The 18520-nt window shown below is 58.9% G+C and carries 20 protein-coding genes; 10 read left to right on the forward strand and 10 right to left on the reverse strand.

The features are described from left to right. Positions 1-72 precede the first annotated feature (72 nt). The 4 genes from olsB (at position 73) to tsf (ending at position 3569) form a co-directional block, all read left to right on the forward strand. On the forward strand, positions 73-828 hold the full coding sequence (gene olsB, locus AC2FML_RS02555) for an L-ornithine N(alpha)-acyltransferase (RefSeq protein WP_170339190.1): 756 nt from the start codon (positions 73-75) through the stop codon (positions 826-828). Then, positions 815-1669 carry a lyso-ornithine lipid O-acyltransferase gene (gene olsA / locus AC2FML_RS02560; RefSeq protein ID WP_496781845.1) on the forward strand — a complete coding sequence of 285 codons (855 nt, stop codon included), beginning with the start codon at positions 815-817 and terminating at the stop codon, positions 1667-1669. Before olsB ends, olsA begins: the two co-directional genes overlap by 14 nt. A gap of 168 nt (positions 1670-1837) precedes the next feature. After that, positions 1838-2617 (forward strand): 30S ribosomal protein S2, encoded by a 780-nt coding sequence (gene rpsB / locus AC2FML_RS02565; protein WP_093962056.1) that lies wholly within the window; start codon positions 1838-1840, stop codon positions 2615-2617. A 76-nt stretch (positions 2618-2693) separates the two neighbouring features. Then, entirely contained in the window at positions 2694-3569 is an 876-nt protein-coding gene (gene tsf / locus AC2FML_RS02570; protein ID WP_093962057.1) for a translation elongation factor Ts, read from the forward strand. Positions 3570-3914: 345 nt separating this feature from the next. On the opposite strand, the gene AC2FML_RS02575 is transcribed toward tsf, so the two are convergent. The 3 genes from AC2FML_RS02575 to AC2FML_RS02585 all read right to left on the reverse strand — a co-directional run bounded on the left by AC2FML_RS02575 (position 3915) and on the right by AC2FML_RS02585 (position 6242). Further along, a complete protein-coding gene (locus tag AC2FML_RS02575; RefSeq protein WP_093962957.1) occupies positions 3915-4667 on the reverse strand; it encodes a LuxR family transcriptional regulator in 753 nt (250 codons plus the stop codon). After that, positions 4667-5116, reverse strand: coding sequence for a type II 3-dehydroquinate dehydratase (aroQ, locus tag AC2FML_RS02580; RefSeq protein WP_170390094.1), 450 nt, complete (start codon positions 5114-5116; stop codon positions 4667-4669). The genes AC2FML_RS02575 and aroQ overlap by 1 nt, the downstream gene beginning before the upstream one ends. A gap of 130 nt (positions 5117-5246) precedes the next feature. Further along, positions 5247-6242, reverse strand: a complete 996-nt coding sequence (locus AC2FML_RS02585; RefSeq protein WP_496781848.1) for an NADPH:quinone oxidoreductase family protein — start codon at positions 6240-6242, stop codon at positions 5247-5249. Between the two features lie 154 nt (positions 6243-6396). Here AC2FML_RS02585 and AC2FML_RS02590 point away from each other — a divergent pair, with 154 nt between their 5' ends. From AC2FML_RS02590 to AC2FML_RS02600, 3 genes are read left to right on the forward strand one after another with little or no spacing between them, the layout of a single operon-like run. Further along, positions 6397-7215 (forward strand): SDR family NAD(P)-dependent oxidoreductase, encoded by an 819-nt coding sequence (locus AC2FML_RS02590; RefSeq protein WP_496781849.1) that lies wholly within the window; start codon positions 6397-6399, stop codon positions 7213-7215. Between the two features lie 32 nt (positions 7216-7247). Continuing rightward, entirely contained in the window at positions 7248-8273 is a 1026-nt protein-coding gene (locus AC2FML_RS02595; RefSeq protein ID WP_496781850.1) for a phosphotransferase, read from the forward strand. Between the two features lie 10 nt (positions 8274-8283). After that, entirely contained in the window at positions 8284-9078 is a 795-nt protein-coding gene (locus AC2FML_RS02600) for an IclR family transcriptional regulator (protein ID WP_496781852.1), read from the forward strand. Between the two features lie 4 nt (positions 9079-9082). Here AC2FML_RS02600 and AC2FML_RS02605 read toward each other — a convergent pair whose 3' ends face one another. Then, positions 9083-9688 carry a 2-hydroxychromene-2-carboxylate isomerase gene (locus AC2FML_RS02605; RefSeq protein ID WP_496781853.1) on the reverse strand — a complete coding sequence of 202 codons (606 nt, stop codon included), beginning with the start codon at positions 9686-9688 and terminating at the stop codon, positions 9083-9085. Between the two features lie 218 nt (positions 9689-9906). Here AC2FML_RS02605 and AC2FML_RS02610 point away from each other — a divergent pair, with 218 nt between their 5' ends. Both AC2FML_RS02610 and AC2FML_RS02615 read left to right on the forward strand, forming a co-directional pair. After that, positions 9907-11151, forward strand: a complete 1245-nt coding sequence (locus AC2FML_RS02610; protein ID WP_496781855.1) for a serine hydrolase domain-containing protein — start codon at positions 9907-9909, stop codon at positions 11149-11151. A 49-nt stretch (positions 11152-11200) separates the two neighbouring features. Beyond that, a complete protein-coding gene (locus AC2FML_RS02615; RefSeq protein ID WP_170390108.1) occupies positions 11201-12070 on the forward strand; it encodes an acyl-CoA thioesterase in 870 nt (289 codons plus the stop codon). On the opposite strand, the gene AC2FML_RS02620 is transcribed toward AC2FML_RS02615, so the two are convergent. Both AC2FML_RS02620 and AC2FML_RS02625 read right to left on the reverse strand, forming a co-directional pair. After that, on the reverse strand, positions 12067-12834 hold the full coding sequence (locus tag AC2FML_RS02620) for an SDR family oxidoreductase (RefSeq protein ID WP_496781857.1): 768 nt from the start codon (positions 12832-12834) through the stop codon (positions 12067-12069). The genes AC2FML_RS02615 and AC2FML_RS02620 overlap by 4 nt on opposite strands. A 130-nt stretch (positions 12835-12964) precedes the next feature. Further along, positions 12965-14194: an acyl-CoA dehydrogenase gene (locus AC2FML_RS02625; RefSeq protein ID WP_496781859.1), complete on the reverse strand. Its 1230-nt coding sequence runs from the start codon at positions 14192-14194 to the stop codon at positions 12965-12967. A 96-nt stretch (positions 14195-14290) separates the two neighbouring features. On the opposite strand from AC2FML_RS02625, the gene AC2FML_RS02630 reads away from it, so the two are divergent. Further along, positions 14291-15202: a LysR family transcriptional regulator gene (locus tag AC2FML_RS02630; protein ID WP_496781860.1), complete on the forward strand. Its 912-nt coding sequence runs from the start codon at positions 14291-14293 to the stop codon at positions 15200-15202. A gap of 1 nt (position 15203) precedes the next feature. On the opposite strand, the gene phoB is transcribed toward AC2FML_RS02630, so the two are convergent. The 4 genes from phoB to AC2FML_RS02650 form a co-directional block, all read right to left on the reverse strand. After that, positions 15204-15893 (reverse strand): phosphate regulon transcriptional regulator PhoB, encoded by a 690-nt coding sequence (phoB, locus tag AC2FML_RS02635; protein WP_170437530.1) that lies wholly within the window; start codon positions 15891-15893, stop codon positions 15204-15206. 12 nt (positions 15894-15905) lie between these two features. After that, positions 15906-16607, reverse strand: a complete 702-nt coding sequence (phoU, locus tag AC2FML_RS02640) for a phosphate signaling complex protein PhoU (RefSeq protein ID WP_093962068.1) — start codon at positions 16605-16607, stop codon at positions 15906-15908. 16 nt (positions 16608-16623) lie between these two features. Next, positions 16624-17403, reverse strand: coding sequence for a phosphate ABC transporter ATP-binding protein PstB (pstB, locus tag AC2FML_RS02645; protein WP_496781861.1), 780 nt, complete (start codon positions 17401-17403; stop codon positions 16624-16626). 70 nt (positions 17404-17473) lie between these two features. Continuing rightward, positions 17474-18520: an ATP-binding protein gene (locus tag AC2FML_RS02650; protein ID WP_170363459.1), complete on the reverse strand. Its 1047-nt coding sequence runs from the start codon at positions 18518-18520 to the stop codon at positions 17474-17476.

The following is an 18520-nucleotide window of genomic DNA, read 5'->3' on the forward strand; positions in this document are numbered from 1 at the left end:
GGTTCGTGTTGCCATTCGCCGCGCAGCTGCGGTATCAGCGCTGGGATCGCAACAAGACGACGACCATTCCACATGCCGGATACGGGCCCTTCATTCACTGTCAAACTTGCCGAAACCGACGAGGAACTGCGCGCGGCGCAGCGGCTGCGTTATGACGTCTTCGTGCGTGAATTGGGCGGTGGCGGAGAGATGGTCGATCATGCAGAGGGCCTGGAACGCGACCAGTTCGACCCGTATTTTGATCACATGCTGGCCTATGACGACGTCACCGGAGAAGTGGTCGGAGTCTACCGCCTGTTGCCGGGTGACCGCGTAGCTGAAGTCGGACGGTTCTACTCTGAGGATGAATACGACCTTACCGTTCTGAAAAACAGCGGCCGCAAATTGCTGGAACTCGGCCGGTCCTGCCTGCATCCGGACTATCGCGGCGGAACCGCAATGTATCATTTGTGGAATGGCCTCGCGAAATATGTGTCCGAACGGGAGATCGAGGTTCTGTTCGGCGTTGCCAGTTTTCACGGCACAGACGTCAAGCACCTTGCCCAGCCTATGTCGATGCTGCATCACAACCACCTGGCTCCACCCGAACTGCGGGTGCGTGCGCAGCCGGATGTTTATCAGAACATGAACCTGGTTCCGAAAGATGCGCTGGATCGACGGAGTGCGATGTTGCAGGTTCCGGCCTTGATCAAGGCCTATCTTCGATTGGGCGGGTTTGTGGGCGAGGGGGCATTCATCGACCATGCATTCAACACCACCGACGTTTGCCTGATCCTCGACACCACTCGGATGAACGAAAGACAGAGACGCATCTATGGCGGAGCGTGACGTGCTAAACGGTGCTGTCTGGCACAGCTCGGACGACCCGGACCCGGTTGAGTTGGGCGTGTGGGGTTGGATTTTGGTGATCCTCCGGGGGCTTCCTCTGGCTGTGCTGGTGTTCGGTGGTCTGATCGTTCTTTTGCTTGTGCGCCTGGTCGAAAGACCCATCTTTGGCCTGCGTCGACCAGTAACGCCCTTCATTGCCCAATTCGTGTGTCGCAATGCGTTTCGAATTCTTGGGATCGGATTTTCAAGCTCGGGTGAGCTGATGCAGCATCGCGGAGCCGTCGTGGCCAACCACACGTCTTGGCTGGACATCTTCGCGCTCAACGCCCGCAAGCGTGTATACTTCGTGTCCAAGGCCGAGGTGGCGAATTGGCCCGGCATCGGTTGGCTGGCCCGTGCCACCGGAACCGTGTTCATCGAACGCAATCCCAAGAAAGCGCGCGAGCAGACCAGATTGTTCGAAGACCGTCTGAAGGCCGGGCACAAGCTGTTGTTTTTCCCAGAGGGCACATCGACGGACGGCCTACGGGTTTTGCCATTCAAAACAACGCTTTTTGCGGCATTCTTTGCAGATGAACTGCGTGATTTCATGTATGTTCAGCCGGTCTCGGTGGTCTACCACGCGCCCGATGGGCAGCCGGATCGGTTCTATGGCTGGTGGGGCGACATGGATTTTGCCCCGCATCTTCTGAAGACGCTGGGCGCGCGGCGGCAGGGGCGGGTCGAATTGATCTATCATTCTCCGGCGCGGGTCAGCGATTTCGACGACCGCAAGGCTTTGGCCGCGCATTGCGAGCAGGCCGTCCGTCACGGGCATGCCTTGGCGCGGCCAGAAAAATAGGGGCAAAAGCCCCTTGCACCATCAACAAACCTGCCGTATACGCGCGGCATTCAAATCCGCAGGCGGGGTTTGGTCGTTTTGAGGGAGACATCCTCATCAAGGCCGCCGGTTGGAGCAAATGCTTCTTTCACCCCCGCCAAGGCGAAAACCGGAAAAGGAAAACATAGCATGGCTCTTCCCGAGTTCACCATGCGTCAGCTGCTGGAAGCTGGCGTTCACTTTGGTCACCAGACACAGCGTTGGAACCCCCGCATGGCGCCGTTCATCTATGGCGCGCGCAACGGCATCCACATCATGGACCTGACCCAGACCGTTCCGATGCTGGATCAGGCGCTGCAGGCGGTACGTGACACCGTCGCCAAAGGTGGCCGCGTTCTGTTTGTCGGTACCAAGCGTCAGGCTGCACAGCCGATCGCTGAAGCCGCTGAAAAATCGGCCCAGTATTACATGAACCACCGCTGGCTGGGTGGCACGCTGACCAACTGGAAAACCGTTTCCCAGTCGATCAACCGTCTGAACCAGATCGACGAAGCCATGGAATCGGGCGCTGAAGGCCTGACCAAGAAAGAGCGTCTGGGCATGGAGCGTGACCAGGCCAAGCTTCAGGCTTCGCTGGGCGGCATCCGCGAGATGGGCGGCGTTCCTGACCTGCTGTTCGTCATCGACGTCAAGAAAGAAGCACTGGCCATCGCAGAAGCCAACAAACTGGGTATCCCGGTTGTGGCCGTCGTCGACACCAACTGCTCGCCGGATGGTGTGGACTACATCATCCCCGGCAACGACGATGCTGCCCGTGCAATCGCACTGTATTGCGACCTGGCCGCACGCGCTGCACTGGACGGCATGACGGCTCAGCTGGGCGCCGCCGGCGTCGACCTGGGCGAGTTCGAAGAAGCACCGGTTGAAGAAGCCGTTGCAGAAGAAGCCGAAGCGTCGGCCGAAGCGTAAGCTGCCCGTCACGTAAATGACATATGGGGCAGGGTAGACCTGCCCCAATTCCGTTTGAATTGAGGAGAGCCAAGAGATGGCAATCACTGCAGCAATGGTGAAAGAACTGCGCGACTCGACCGGCGCAGGCATGATGGACGCGAAAAAAGCGCTGACCGAAACCGGCGGCAACATGGACGAGGCCGTTGACTGGCTGCGCACCAAAGGTCTGGCGAAGGCCGCAAAGAAATCCGGCCGTACCGCAGCAGAAGGCCTGGTTGCCGTTCACGTCGAAGGTGGCAACGGTGTTGCTGTCGAAGTGAACTCGGAAACCGACTTTGTCGCGAAGAACGCCGAGTTCCAGGAAATGGTCGGCAAGATCACCTACGCAGCCCAGGGCGTTGACTCAGTTGAGGAACTGCTGGCTGCTGATCTGGGCGGCAAATCGGTTGCCGACACGCTGACCGACAAGATCGCCACCATCGGCGAAAACATGTCGGTCCGCCGCATGGCGAAACTGTCGGGCGACACCGTGGTCTCGTATGTCCACAACGCCGCAACCAACGGCATGGGCAAGATCGGTGTTCTGGTTGCTCTGTCGGGCGGCGATGAAGCCATCGGCAAGCAAGTCGCGATGCACATCGCAGCCGTGAACCCGGCTGCTCTGTCCGAAGCCGACCTGGATCCGGCCGTTGTCGAAAAAGAAAAGCAGGTCCAGATGGACATCGCGCGCGAGTCCGGCAAGCCCGAGCAGGTCATCGAAAAGATGATCGAGGGCCGCATGAAGAAATTCGTCGCGGAATCGACCCTGCTGAGCCAGCAGTTCGTTGTGAACCCCGACCTGACCGTGGAAGCAGCGGCCAAGGAAGCCGGCGCAACCATCACCGGTTTTGTTCGCCTGGAAGTTGGCGAAGGCATCGTGGTCGAAAAAGAAGACTTTGCTGCCGAAGTCGCCAAAGCGGCTCAGGGCTGACGTCTGTTCGGCCCGGGTTTTCCGGGCTGATCCAAAAACACCCGAAACCGGTTGCGCGACGCGCGACCGGTTTTTTTTTGGCGAATTTCCGATTGATCAGAGGAGTAATTGGAGGGCCCCGCAAGATGGGGATGGTCGAGGCCCCCCAAAATTTCCGACATCGGCACGCGGACGAATAAGCGCCCTTTGTCAGAGCGAACGGAGAGCCTTGGCAATACAAAGATCCGTCCAAATGTTCCTTGGCTAAAGCCACCACTCACGGAACAGGATCAATGTGCAATTTCTGCGCAGTTTTAGGAAGTCATGTATTCCTTACCTAAGGTCAACTGTCGCGCGACAGCGGCTTCAGACCTCCATGACGAACATCTGATTCTGCAGCGAAGCCTTCAAAACCGCCTGTGCAGTCGTCTCGACAGAGAGAGCCTCGCGCGCCAGCCTGAGGTGTTTTTCAACAGTCGCCGAAGTCAGTCCCATCAGCAGGGCAATGTCCTGGGTCGTTTTTCCGTCACCCACCCATTCCAGAGCCTCTCGCTGCCGCTTGGTCAAGGCGCGGTTCGGGGGATTGTAGGGCAGAGTCAGAATTTTGAGGTGGGCGATGTTGTTCATCAGCAGGATATCATCGCCGTGCTCAGCCCACATCTCGTCCATCTCGTCCTGGCTGCGGTTCAGAGCGGCCAGCGAAATTGCCCCCTTCGACCGCATGGACACCGAAGTGAAACTGATCGTGTAGCCGACGGTGATCCCTTTCGAGCGGTTGAACTCGTACACCTTGCGTTCTTCGTTGGTCATCGTGCCGCTGGACATCATCTCGCGGATCATGCTCCAGCTTGCGGCCCCTTCGTGATCCAGCGCCCATTTCAGCATGGGCGCATGGAAATAGAGACCATCCCGAAGGAAACCGTCCATGTATTCCTTGCAGTGATTGGTCAGGATCACGAAGTCTTCGGGGTCGCCCAAAGACGTTTGGGTGCGGTATTGTGTGTGTCCGTACAACAGGCGGTCAAAACCATACTTGGCCATCTGTTCGGTGTGCGCGGCCCAAAGCTCTTCGAGGGTTTTTACATAGCTCAGAAAGTTGAGGTATTCCTTGAGCGTCATCATGCGCCGCCACCCTCCTGAAGATGCGCGGCCAGCGCTTCCAGCGCCAGAACATAGCTTTGAGCGCCAAAGCCGCATATCTGCCCGATGGCGACGGCCGAGATGTAGGACTTGTGCCGAAATGCCTCGCGGGCGTGGATATTGGACAGGTGAACCTCGACCACCGGCAGTTGAGCCGACGAAATGGCGTCCATCAACGCTATTGACGTGTGGGTATACGCGCCGGCATTCAGGACGATCCCGTCATGGGTCCCGCGCGCGGCGTGGATGGCATCAATCAACATACCTTCATGGTTTGATTGAGCGCACTCCACACGCAACCCGATCGATGCGCCATGCGAAACGCACAAGTCTTCGATCATCTTCAAGGTGGTATGACCGTAAACCTCGGGCTGCCGTGTGCCCAAAAGGTTCAGGTTCGGTCCGTTCAATACAAGAATACTACGCATTATTTTTCTGTCCCCATACCTGTTTCATAGCCGCGAATTGAAAACGCGTCTACCGGCTTTGCTCTCATGAGGCGAGCGGGCGCAGGTCAGGTCTTGGGGACAGGCGGTGAAACGACCGTGAATGTCGTTCCTAGTCGATGGACACGACAACTTTGCCGAGAACCGACCGGTCGCCCAACATCTCCAAAGCTTCGGCGGCGCGGGGCAAGGAGAAGCGGGCGCTGATACGCGGCTTGATCTTGCCGCCATGATACATGGCAAACAGTTCCCGCAAGTTTTCGGCATGTCCGGCCGGATCGCGGAATACGGACGCGCCCCAGAACACGCCGACGATCTCACAGCCTTTGAGCAAAGGCAGATTCAACGGGATGTTGGGGATACCGGCCGCAAAACCAACGACCAGAAACCGCCCCTTCCAGGCCATCGCGCGCAATGCTGGCTCGGCGTAGTCGCCGCCAACCGCATCATAGACCACGTCAACGCCATCACCGCCCGCCAGCTTCTTGACTTCGGCCGAGAACGCTTTTTGCGCCTCTCGCGTCATCTCCTTGGAGTAGACGATCGTTTCATCAGCGCCCAAATCCTTGCAGAACTGAGCTTTGTCTTCCGTGGACACCGCAGCAATCACACGCGCGCCCATCGCTTTGCCCAACTCGACCGCAGCCGAGCCGACACCGCCGGCGGCCCCAAGCACCAACAGTGTCTCACCGCCCTTGAGCCCGGCGCGATCTTTCAGCGCATGGTAGGACGTTCCGTAGGTGAAAATGAAACAAGCCGCATCCTCGTACGGCATGGACTCCGGGATGGTAACGGCGCTGGCGACCGGAATGCACAGCTGTTCGGCGAAACCTCCGTGACCTGTCAGGGCCAGAACGCGGTCACCGACCTTCAGATCGGAAACACCATCTCCAACGGCGATCACATCGCCCGACACCTCCCCTCCGGGCGCGAAGGGGCGCGGTGGTTTCATCTGGTACAAATCGCGGATGATCAGCGTGTCCGGAAAATTCACGCCTGCCGCACGTACCCGGATCAGCACCTGACCCTTTTTGGGCGTTGGATCGGGCAGGGTGGTCAGTTCCAGTGTTTCCGGACCACCCGGGGCGACGCTGAGTAATGCTTGCATTTCGTTTTCCGATCCTCGCCATTTGTTGGCCCGAAGGTCGGGTCCTGACACCATGTTGTCAAGGCAGATGTGAAATGCAATTCTGCATAGTGAAACTGACCCGACCTGATATGGAACTCAGGACGCAACAAAAACGAATTATGGGGAGAGGCTGATGACACCGGAGAACTTATTTTTGCTAGCGGGCAAGACTGCTCTGGTCACGGGTGGTGCGACCGGCATTGGTCGGATGGCAGCCGAGGCTCTGCTGCACGCGGGAGCGCGGGTGCTGATCGCCTCGCGCAAGGGCGAAGCCTGCGAAGCTGTGGCCGCCGAACTGAACGCGCTGGGTGCGCCCGGAACCGCCGAAGGGTTTGCCGGTGACGTCAGCAGCGAGGCCGGTATTGATGCGCTGGTCGAAGAGGTGAACAACCGCACCCAAAAGCTTGATATCCTTATGAACAATGCCGGCGTTTCGTGGGGTGCTCCTATGGGACAGTTTCCCTATGACGCCTGGGACAAAGTCATGTCCGTGAATGTCGCCGGCATCTTTCATCTGACCCAGAAGCTGCTTCCTCTGCTGATGCAATCGGGCTCGGACGATGATCCTGCACGGGTAATCAACGTCGCATCGGTGATGGGAGAAGTTCCGATGGGTGATGGCGCCTACAGCTATTCCGCGTCCAAGGCGGCCGTCATCCATCTGACCAAGATCATGGCAAAGGAGCTGTCGCCCTACCGCGTGACTGTGAATGCTCTGGCACCGGGACCGTTCGTTTCGCGCATGACCGCCTTTGCCACGGCTGACGAGGAAAAACGCGAGAAAGTGGGCAAGTCGGTCCCGCTTGGCCGTGTCGGGCGCGACGAGGACATCGCAGGCTGTATGCTGTTCCTCAGCGGGCGCGGCGGCAGTTACGTGACCGGCGCCGTGATTCCGGTCTCGGGTGGTATCAACGTTCTGACCGGAGGAAACATCTTTGCCGATGCCCTGTGAACCCCGGCCCAGTATCAAGCGAGGCCGATCGCATGAGCGATGACCCGAACACCCTCGACCTTGTCGCCGTAGATGCCTATCTGCGCGCCAACCTGCAAGGCTATGCTGGTCCGCTTGAGGCGACGAAGTTCACGGTGGGTCAGTCCAATCCGACCTACGAACTGCGCACGCCCGGCAAATCCTATGTTCTGCGGCGCAAGCCGCCCGGAGTTCTGCTGAAATCCGCCCACGCGGTCGACCGCGAATTCCGTGTTCAGACAGCGTTGGCGCACAGCAAAGTACCGGTGCCTCGCATGTACGTGCTGTGCGAGGATGACAGCATCATCGGCTCTGCCTTCTATGTCATGGAGCGTCTTATCGGCCGGAATTTTCTGGAACCGACCATGAAGGGCGAAACCAACGAAACCCGCAGCGCTGTTCTGGATGAGATGAACCGGGTTCTGGCCGAATTGCACATGGTCGACATCGACGCTGTGGGCCTGTCCGACTACGGACCGACCGGCAACTACTTTGAACGCCAGATCGCGCGCTGGACCAAACAGTATCGCGCCTCGGAAACCGAAACGGTTGCCGACATGGATGCGTTGATCGACGCGCTGGAAAGCTCGATCCCGGCGGATGATGGCCAACGAACGCTGGTTCATGGCGACTATCGCATCGACAATCTGATGTTCGAGCGGGACGGCACCCGCTGCATCGGGGTCCTGGATTGGGAGTTGTCCACCATCGGCCATCCCTATGCCGATCTGGCGGCCGTAATCATGCAATGGCAGATGCCGCCGGGCAAAGAGGGGCGGGGGTTGGCTGGTGTTGACCGAAGCAGCCTTGGGCTGCCCAGCGATCAGCAGTTCATCGCCTCATACTGTCAGCGGCGCGGACTACCGGGCATCGACAATTTCGGCTTCTATCTCGCGTTCAACTTTTTCCGCATGGCCGGAATTCTCCAGGGCGTCTACAAACGCGCCCTGGACGGGAACGCCTCCGATCCGGCCCGGGCGCGTGCATTCGGAGCCTATGTGCCGATGTTCGCCAAACATGGTCTGGCAGCGCTGGGATAGAGGGGCAGGCGTGGTATCCGAGACATCATCAAGCGCCGACACTGGCAAGGATCGGAACTTCGTCACCGCACTGGCGCGGGGGCTTGAACTGCTGCGGTGCTTTCGCCACGGCGAAACGGCCCTGACCAACACGGATTTTGCGGAACGCACGGGTCTGCCCAAGCCAACGATCTCGCGGTTGACCCATACGCTGTGCCAACTGGGTTACCTTGTTCAGGATCACGCAGGCGGTTCGTATCGGCTTGGCGTCGGAGTGCTGCGGCTGGGATTCGGAGTTCTGGGTGCGGCGGACATATGCGAGCGTGCCGTCGAGGTGCTGAGGGAACTGCGCGATGGAGCCAATCCGTACCTGACGGCCGCCCTGGGCGAAGCACATCGGGCCGAGGTCGTATACGTCGCGGTCAGCAGGTCGACACAGAACGTGGCGCTTACCATGCATGTCGGATCCCGGCTGCCGTTGTTCTCCTCGGCCATGGGGCGGGCCATTCTGGTTGGCATGACCGAGGATCAAAGGGAAACGGCGATTTACGCTGCTCGACGCGATCTGAACCTGCCCGAAAATCACCTGCGCGACTCGATAAAAACCGCGTTGGATGAATACGATACACAAGGTTATTGTACCGGATATTCTCTGTGGCGGGACGACGTCCATGCCATTTCCGTTCCGGTGTCCACCGCCAGCGACGGGCGGGTATTTGGATTGAATATCGGCGGGCCCAGCTTTTACGTGACCCCGGAAGAGCTTGAAGGAGACCACGCGCACAAGCTGATAGATGCCGCCCGGCAATTGGGACTGCGTCCATGAAACCTCAGTGCGACGCCTCGAGTTCAAGTTCTACGTTGGCCAGGCTGTTCTTACCAAAAAACATCTCAGACCCGACAAACAGGCTGGGCACCCCAAAAACTCCGCGGCGAACGGCCGCCTTTGTCTGATCCTTCAAGGTCTGCTTGGCCAAATCGTCAGTGATCGCCTCACGGATTTTTCGTACGGGCAGGTCACGTTCCTGAATGATGTCGGTCAACACATTCAGGTCGTCAATCTTCTGCCCGTGCACCCATATTGCGTCAAAAACGGCGTCTACATATCTGTCTTCCCATGATTTTCCCATCGCCGCGACCGCCCCACGCATAGCGAATTTCGTGTTCAGCGGAAAATAGGGGCTCATATGAAAGTTCAGGCCGCGCCGCCGCGCAAAGCGGTGCAGGTCATGGGTCAGATACGCCGATTTCTTCCGATTTTCCGAGAACGCCCGAAATGGGCTCTGGTTGTTGGTAGCCTTGAAAACTGTGCTCAGAAGAACGGGCACAAAGCGAATCGCGGCCCCGTGGCGCGCGGCGAGATCTGGCAAAACCTTATGAGCGAGGTAAGCGTTCGGGCTGCAAAAGTCGTATACGAATTCCACGTTCTGCGTCATCTGGCACCTCCGGCCGGTGGCGAATTCAGGGGTAACGGCTGCAAATCACGAATCCAGAACGCCGTCAGTCTAGCAGTGTCGCGGGTCGTGGCCGAGAGCAGACTTGCAGATCGCCCGCCCGGCAGTTTTCGCCGGCTGTGTTTTTAGGGCTGTTTTTCTTTGCCACAGGACGGCAGGATTGCGCGCAGGTGAAAGAAAAAACGGGGAAATTTCGGCCAATGCAGTTTGATCGGACGAGGCTGAACCGCATTCAGACATGGATGCAAAGGTATGTGGACGAACGAAAATACCCCGGGTGCGCCTTTCTGTTGAAGCAGCACGGGCGCGAAGTTTTCTTTCACGATTGCGGATTGCGCAGTCTCGAGAGTGATTTGCCGTACGACCGCGAGACCTTGGTTCGCATCTACTCGATGACCAAGCCGGTGACCACGACAGCGCTGATGATCTTGGTAGAACAAGGTCTGATGCACCTTGAGGCGCCGGTATCCGAGTTTCTGCCGGAATTCGCCGAAATGAAGGCGTTGCGGAAAGACGCGCAATCCATTGAACAAACAGAAGACTCGACGCCGCCGACCCTGCATCAACTGCTGACCCACACCAGCGGGCTAAGCTATCCGTTCAATCCGGGCGTTCTTCCCGCCGCGATGGATGCTCAGGACCTGATGTTCAAACCGGACCAGGGTCCACTGGCCGATCAGGTTCGGGCCGTGGCTGCATTGCCGCTGGCGTTTCAACCCGGCAGCCGCTGGGAGTATTCGGTCGGCATCGACGTTATCGGACGGGTAGTCGAAGTCGTGTCCGGCAGGGGTTTGGACCAATTCTTTGCCGATGAGATCTTTGGGCCGCTTGGGATGGCCGAAACCGGGTTTTCGGTTCCCAAAGGGGCAGGGGACCGGTTCGCCTCGCTGTACACACCGCTCGAGGGAGACGCGATGGCCCTGAACGCGGCCAGGTCCGGCGGCGAAACGTTGCGATTGGTGGATCAGGCCGGAGACACGCCATTCGAAGCGGCCACGCTGTTTTCCGGCGGTGGTGGGCTGGTCAGCACGATCGACGATTTTGCCCGTTTCGCCGAGATGCTGCGCGCAAAAGGGAAAGTGGGTGATCAACGCGCAAAAGGGAAAGTGGGTGATCAACGACTGCTGGGCCCGAGCACGGTGGACTTCATGATGCGCAACCACTTGCCGGGCGACATCGCGTCCTTGGGGCCTCAAAGCTTTGCCGAACAGCCGATGGACGGCATGGGGTTCGGGCTTGGCGGCGCTGTGGTTTTGGACCCGGGCCGTGCACGTACCCCCGGATCGGTCGGAGATTTCAGTTGGGGCGGAATGGCGTCGACCTTTTTCTGGGTCGACCAAAAGAATGACATGTCGGCTGTTTTCTTTACGCAGCTATCGCCCTCCAGTTCTTACCCGTCACGCTCAGAACTCAAAGCCCTGGTTCACGCCGCCCTCATTGAATGACCCGCGCGGGCCTGCTAGGCCGATCACGAACAGAACCAGAGAGAGTCGAATGACCGAAGCCGAACGCATCCTGTTGGATTTGCTGGACATTGAACGCCTTGAGGTAGACTTGTTCCGAGGCACCGGGTCCGGCGGTGAAACGCCCACGCGGATATTTGGTGGTCAGGTCATTGCGCAGGCTCTGTCGGCGGCGTACCGAACGGTCGAAAACCGCCTTTGCCATTCACTGCATGCCTATTTCATCCGTCCGGGAGATCCGGAAATTCCGGTTATCTATCAGGTAGATCGCGCGCGGGATGGCGGGTCGTTCACCACACGGCGCGTGGTGGCAATCCAGCACGGCAAGCAGATCCTCAACATGTCGGCCTCGTTCCACATTCAGGATGAAGGCTGGAACCATCAGCACGCGATGCCTGATGTCCCATCGCCCGAAACGCAACCGTCCCGCGATGAATTGCGGCAGAAATACCTGAACCGCGTTCCCGATAGGCTGCGCGCCGAACTGCTGCGCGAACGTCCGATCGAGGTGCGCGAGATTGATCCCTTGGACATATTCCAGCCCGAGAAAAGCGACGACCGAAACCATCTGTGGTTCCGCATGGGAGCAGCGGAACAGGCTGATCACGTGACCCAACACCTGTTGCTGGCCTATGCCTCGGACATGGCGCTGCTGAGTTCCGGCATGCGGCCGCACGGGTTGAGCTGGTTCACGGGCGAAATCAATGGCGCGAGCCTGGATCACGCGATCTGGTTTCATGCACCGGTTCATTTCCAGAATTGGCATCTCTATTCCATGGAGTCGCCTTGGACAGGGCAGGGACGAAGCTTCAACCGCGGGTCAATCTATGCGCAGGACGGTACCTTGGTCGCCTCCGTCGCGCAGGAAGGCCTTCTGCGCCGCGCCCGCAAGAAAATCTAGGTATCGCCTGCAAACTGCTGATTCAACTTGTTCATTCCTGAAATCCAACGGTCGTAATCGGCGGTTTTCAAGCGCATGTAATCCAGAACCTGCGGATGCGGCAGAATCAGAAAGGTCTCGGTGCCAATGGCCTCGACACAAGCCTGTGCCACGTCCTCGGGTTCAAGCATGCCATCAATCGCGGCAACTGAGTCTTCAAACCCTTTGGTCATTTCCGATCGGACGGCCTGAGGACACAAGACCGAAACCCGGATGCCTTTGTCGGCATAGGTCAAAGCCAGCCATTCCGCGAAACCAACCACCGCATGTTTGGTGACTCCGTATGGCGCGGCTCCGGGCTGGTTGAGCAGCCCCGCAGCGGAAGCCGTGATCAATATGTAGCCGCCGCCGCGCGCAATCATCCGCGGCACCAGATGTCGTGCCGTCCACACATGAGACATGACGTTGATCTTCCAGATCCTGTCCCAATGCGCATCGGGAACATCGAGACCGCCAAGCGTCAGAATGCCGGCGTTGGCACAGAACAGATCAATGGGGCCGATCCTGGATTCAACGCTTTCGATCATTTGCTGGATATCGTGTTCGTCGGCCACATCGCATTTGAACGAATGCCCGCCAATGTCCTGGGCGACTGCTAGGGCGCCGGCTTCATCAATATCCGCACAGATCACACGCGCGCCGTCCGCCGCGAAGCGCGTCGCCATACCTTTGCCGATGCCTTGGGCTGCACCAGTAACAACTACGATTTTTCCTTGAAGGTCCATCAGCGCATCCTGTCTTGGGTTCACACAGGACCGTAACAGGTTGAAATAGCACCGCCAATGCGAACGTGGCGGTGCCAGGTCTCACAGTTTTATTTACATAATACCGATTACGCGAACTTTGGACTGCGGATCAGTAGAATGCCTGCAACCCGGTCTGCGCCCGCCCCAAGATCAACGCATGAACATCATGCGTGCCCTCGTAGGTATTGACGGTCTCAAGGTTGACCATGTGGCGAATGACTTGGAACTCCAACGAGATCCCGTTGCCACCATGCATGTCCCGCGCCATCCGCGCGATATCCAACGCCTTGCCGCAATTGTTCCGCTTGATGATCGAGATCATCTCAGGCGCTGCTTCGGCATTGTCCATCAACCGTCCGACTGTCAGGCTGGCCTGCAAGCCCAACGCGATTTCGGTCTGCATGTCCGCCAGTTTCTTTTGGAACAGCTGTGTCTGCGCCAAAGGACGATTGAACTGCTTGCGATCCAATCCATACTGGCGCGCCGCGTGCCAGCAGCATTCTGCGGCCCCCATGACACCCCAACTGATGCCATAGCGTGCTCGGTTCAGGCAGCCGAACGGCCCTTTCAGGCCCTGGACGTGCGGCAGCAAGGCACTTTCGTCGACCTCCACGCCATCCATCACGATTTCGCCGGTGATTGACGCGCGCAGGCTAAGCTTGTTTTGGATCTTGGGCGCGCTCAGACCTTTGGCGCCTTTTTCCAGTACGAAGCCGCGGATCTTTCCGTCATGCGCATCGGACTTGGCCCAGACAACAAACACATCGGCAATTGGCGCGTTGGAAATCCACATCTTGCTGCCGGTCAGACGGTAGCCGCCGTCGATCTTTTCCGCCCGGGTTTTCATGCCCGCCGGATCAGACCCCGCATCCGGTTCGGTCAGGCCAAAGCAACCGATCCATTCACCACAGGCCAGTTTCGGTAGGTATTTCCGGCGCTGCTCTTCACTGCCATAGGCATAGATCGGATACATCACCAGCGAGCTTTGCACCGACATCATCGAGCGATAGCCGGAATCCACACGTTCGACCTCGCGCGCGACGAGACCGTAGGTGACGTAACCGGCGCCAATCCCGCCGTATTCTTCGGGAATGGTGGTGCCCAGCAGGCCCATTTCGCCCATCTCACGGAAGATTTCAGGATCGGTCTCCTCGTTCTGAAACGCCTGAGTTACCCGAGGCTGCAGCTTTTCCTGCGCATACGCACGCGCGCTGTCGGCGATCAGGCGTTCATCCTCGGTCAGTTGATCAGACAGGCGGAACGGATCGTCCCAGGTAAAGCGGCCAAGATCAGGCGCATCCTTTGCGCGCAATGCAGGTTTGGTGTCGGGGGCGTTCATCTTCTGGCTCCAAACTGAAGTTCATACGCACCCTACCCTGCAATTTACGCAAAAAACAGCGAGACATTTGCAAGTTTTCATGAGTAAAACGCATAGATGGATACTCCTCGTCGACTTTTTCCGTCAATTTCTTCGCTTCGCGCGCTCGAAGCATTGGACAGGCTGGGGTCCGCCTCGGCCGCCGCGGAAGAGCTTGCGCTGACCCAGAGCGCCGTCAGCCGGCAACTGCAGACGCTCGAGACCCAACTGGGCGTGCAACTCATTCTGCGTGACAAAAAGCGATTGGCGTTGACGCCGGTGGCGCAGGACTATGTCGCGGAAATTCGACAAGGTCTGAACCAAATTGCGCAGGCTTCCCTGAAACTGCACGTCGCGCCAGTGGGTGGAACGCTGAATCTGGCAATCCTGCCGACATTCGGAATGCGTTGGCTGGTGCCACGGCTGCCGGATTTCGCCCGTTTGCATCCTGACATCACGATCAACATGTCCACGCGTCTGAGGCCGTTCAACTTCTCATCGGAACCCTTTGATGCCGCGTTACATTTCGGGGAACCGGATTGGCCCGGCACCGAGCGCTTGCTGCTGAAGGTGGAAAGGGTTCTGCCGGTATGCGCACCCTCGCTGCTGCCAGGAGGCGCGCCGGACGATCCGCGCGAATTGCTGAAACTGCCCCTGCTTCACATCCAGACCCGCCCGCGCGCCTGGCAAGACTGGTTCAAGCAAATGGGCGTTCCGCATACAGGCGCCCTGCCCGGCACGGTGCACGATCAATTCACGACCATCAATCAAGCCGCCCTGCATGGGCTGGGCGTCGCCCTGCTGCCCAACTATCTGATCGAGCAAGACCTGGCGACCGGCAGACTTGTTGCAGCCTGCAAGGATCCGGTTGAAACCATGGGGGCCTATTATCTGGTCTGGTCAAGCTCAAAGTCCGAAGATCCGACACTTCGGCACTTCCGTCACTGGTTGGCGTCTCAGGCCCAAAACGACGAAACTCTGCCCAGATAGGCTAATCCAGCGCGTATCCAGCACCTCGAACCGTTCGAAGGGGGTCGGCTCCGCCAAACGCCGTCAACGCCTTGCGCAGTCGACCAATATGGACATCCACGGTGCGGGAATCGACATAGACGTCGCGCCCCCAGGCACGGTCCAATAGCTGATCGCGACTGAACACGCGCCCCGGCTTCTCCATGAAGGTGCACAGCAGCCGGAATTCGGTTGGCCCCATCCGGAGCGGCTTGCCCGCCCGACTGGCCTTGTGGCTTTCGAGGTCCACGACGATGTCGTGATATTCCAGGGTTTCCGCAGCCGCCGCCGGGCGTACCCGACGCAGTTGAGCTCGGATTCGCGCCATCAGTTCCGCCATCGAATACGGTTTGGCCACATAATCATCGGCCCCCGTCTCCAAACCGCGCACCTTGTCCCGCTCATCGGACCGCGCCGACAGCATGATGATCGGAATCGCGCGGGTCTGCGGGCGTGCCTTTAGCTGACGACACAGCTCAATCCCACTGAGATTGGGCATCATCCAGTCAAGCACGATCAGATCAGGCGCCACCTCTTGGACCAGCACCAGGGCTTCTTCGCCGCTTGCCGCCTGAACCACTTCGTACCCGGCGGACTGCATGTTGTACGCCAGCACCTCGCGCAGTGCGGGCTCATCATCGACGATCAGGATAGTCGGCTGGCCCATTGGCATGCCGGCCACCACTTACAGAGATTGCGAGGTGTTGTCTGCTTTCGGGCGGGCTTCGGTCGGCCGTTCGCCGGTCACCAGATAGATCACCTGTTCGGCGATGGCAGTGACGTGGTCGCCCATCCGCTCGATGTTCTTGGCGATGAAATGCAGATGCATGCAGGCCGTGATGTTGCGCGGGTCTTCAGCCATGAAGGTCAGCAACTCGCGGAACAGGCCGTTGTACATCTGGTCCACCTCCTGGTCCCGATCGATAACGTCACGGGCCAGCTCAGCATCCCTTTGAATATAGGCGTCCAATGCGTCACGCAGCATCCGCTCAACCTCACGCGCCATGCGGCGCAGTGCGGCGGTGCTGCCGCCGATCTGGTTGGCCTCGACCAAAATGGTGGTGCGCTTGGCGATGTTCTTTGCGTAATCGCCGATGCGTTCCAGGTTGGCCGAAACCTTGAGAACGGACAGCACCAACCGCAGGTCGCCGGCGGTGGGCGCCCGCAGAGCGATTACCCGGGCGGTTTCCTCATTGATCAGGTCCTCAAGCGCATCGATGGCCTTGTCGCCCTGCCGCACCTGCTGCGCCAGTTCCTCGTCCCGCGTTTCCAGCGAACGGGCCGCACCTGTGATCGCGGCCTCGACCAGACCACCCATTTTCATGATGTGGGCTTGAACCGCCTCAAGATCGCGGTCGAAGGCAGATGCAATATGTTGTTCGCTCATGGTCTTTTACCTGTTCTCAGCCGATGCGGCCGGTGATGTAGCTTTCGGTACGCGGGTCTTCGGGGTTGGTGAAGATTTGGGCGGTATCACCGAACTCGACAAGATTGCCCAAGTGAAAAAACGCCGTTTTCTGGCTGACGCGCGCCGCCTGTTGCATCGAATGGGTGACGATCACGACCGAAAACCTCTCACGCAGTTCATCGATCAGCTCTTCGACCTGGGCGGTGGCAATCGGGTCCAGTGCCGAACAGGGCTCGTCCATCAACAGAACTTCGGGTGCCGTGGCGATGGCGCGTGCGATACACAGGCGCTGTTGTTGCCCTCCTGACAAACCAGTACCAGGGGCACCCAGGCGATCCTTCACCTCGTCCCAGATGGCGCCGCGGCGCAAGGATTTCTCGACGATCTCGTCAAGTTCGGCCTTTGTCTTGGCCAGACCATGAATGCGCGGGCCGTATGCGATGTTGTCATAGATCGACTTTGGAAAAGGGTTGGGTTTCTGAAACACCATGCCGACCTTGGCGCGCAGTTGCACGGGGTCGATCCGCTTGTCATAGATGTCTTCCCCATCCAGGCGGATTTCACCCTCGACCCGACAGATGTCGATGGTGTCGTTCATCCGGTTCAGACACCGCAAAAAGGTAGACTTGCCGCACCCCGAGGGCCCAATGAACGCCGTAACGGTCTTGTCCTGGATTTCTACATTCACGTCCTTGATGGCGTGCGTGTCACCATAGAACACGTTCACGTTCCTGGCTGAGACCTTGAGGGTTTCGGTTTCCAATGCGCTATCCACGGGTGGCGGGTCCTTCGTTTTTTGGTCCGAGTACTCGGCTTGACCGTTCCTAGCCTATCACGCGCCAGTCTTACATGGGCAAAATGACGGTGAACACCGCGCCCTTTCCCAAATCACTTTCCACCCGCAACCGACCGCGGTGGCGGTTGATGATGTGCTTGACGATAGCCAGGCCCAGCCCCGTCCCCCCCAACTCGCGCGAGCGGTGGCTGTCTGCGCGGTAAAACCGTTCGGTAAGTCGAGGCAGATGAACCGGATCGATGCCAGGGCCCTTGTCGATGACCCTCACCCGGGCGGCCGGTCCCCGGATCGCGGTATCCTGATCTGAAACCGTCACTTGCACATCGACACCGCCACCGCTGCCGCCATATTTGATCGCGTTTTCAATCAGGTTGGTGAAGACCTGCCGCAGCTGGTCATTGTCGCCCGGAAGGCGAACGGGGTTATCCGGGGCGCTCAGAGACAGGCAAACGCCCGCATCATCCGCCAAGGGGCGCAACGTCTCGAGCGTCACGCGCAGCAGCTCGATCAGTTCAATCTGCTGCCTTGGCCGAATGCGCTCTTCGCTCTCGACCCGATTCAAGGACAGCAGGTCACCGACCAGGCGATTCATCCGGTTGGCCTCGGCTGTCATGATCTTCAGGAATCTGTCCCGGGCCGCCGCGTCATCCTTCGCCGGTCCTTGCAAGGTCTCGATGAAGCCCATCAGAGCGGTCAGTGGGGTACGAAGTTCGTGGCTGACATTGGCAACGAAGTCACGGCGCATCTGGCTGGCCTGTTCAAGGTGGGTCACATCCATGAACGTTGCCAGAACCGCGCCACCGGAAACCGCGCCAACGCCCTGCATGTACCGACAGTGGACCTGAAACGCAGTGTCCTGTGCGCCGTCGTTCGCCAGATGCCGGCTGTTGGCCGGCCCCTTGCTCCGCAAGCTTTTCTCCATCGCTTCGATGACCTGCGGCTGTCGCAGGATCGTCGCAAAATGGCGACCGTCGATGTTTCGGCCCAACAGCGCACGCGCATCCGCGTTCGAGGCGATGATCCGCTCGGTCTGATCGACCATCAATGCGGGCATCGGCAAAGCAGAGACGACTTCGGCAAGCAGTTCGTTGCTCAT

The organism is Ruegeria sp. BHSC029, assembly GCF_059613085.1.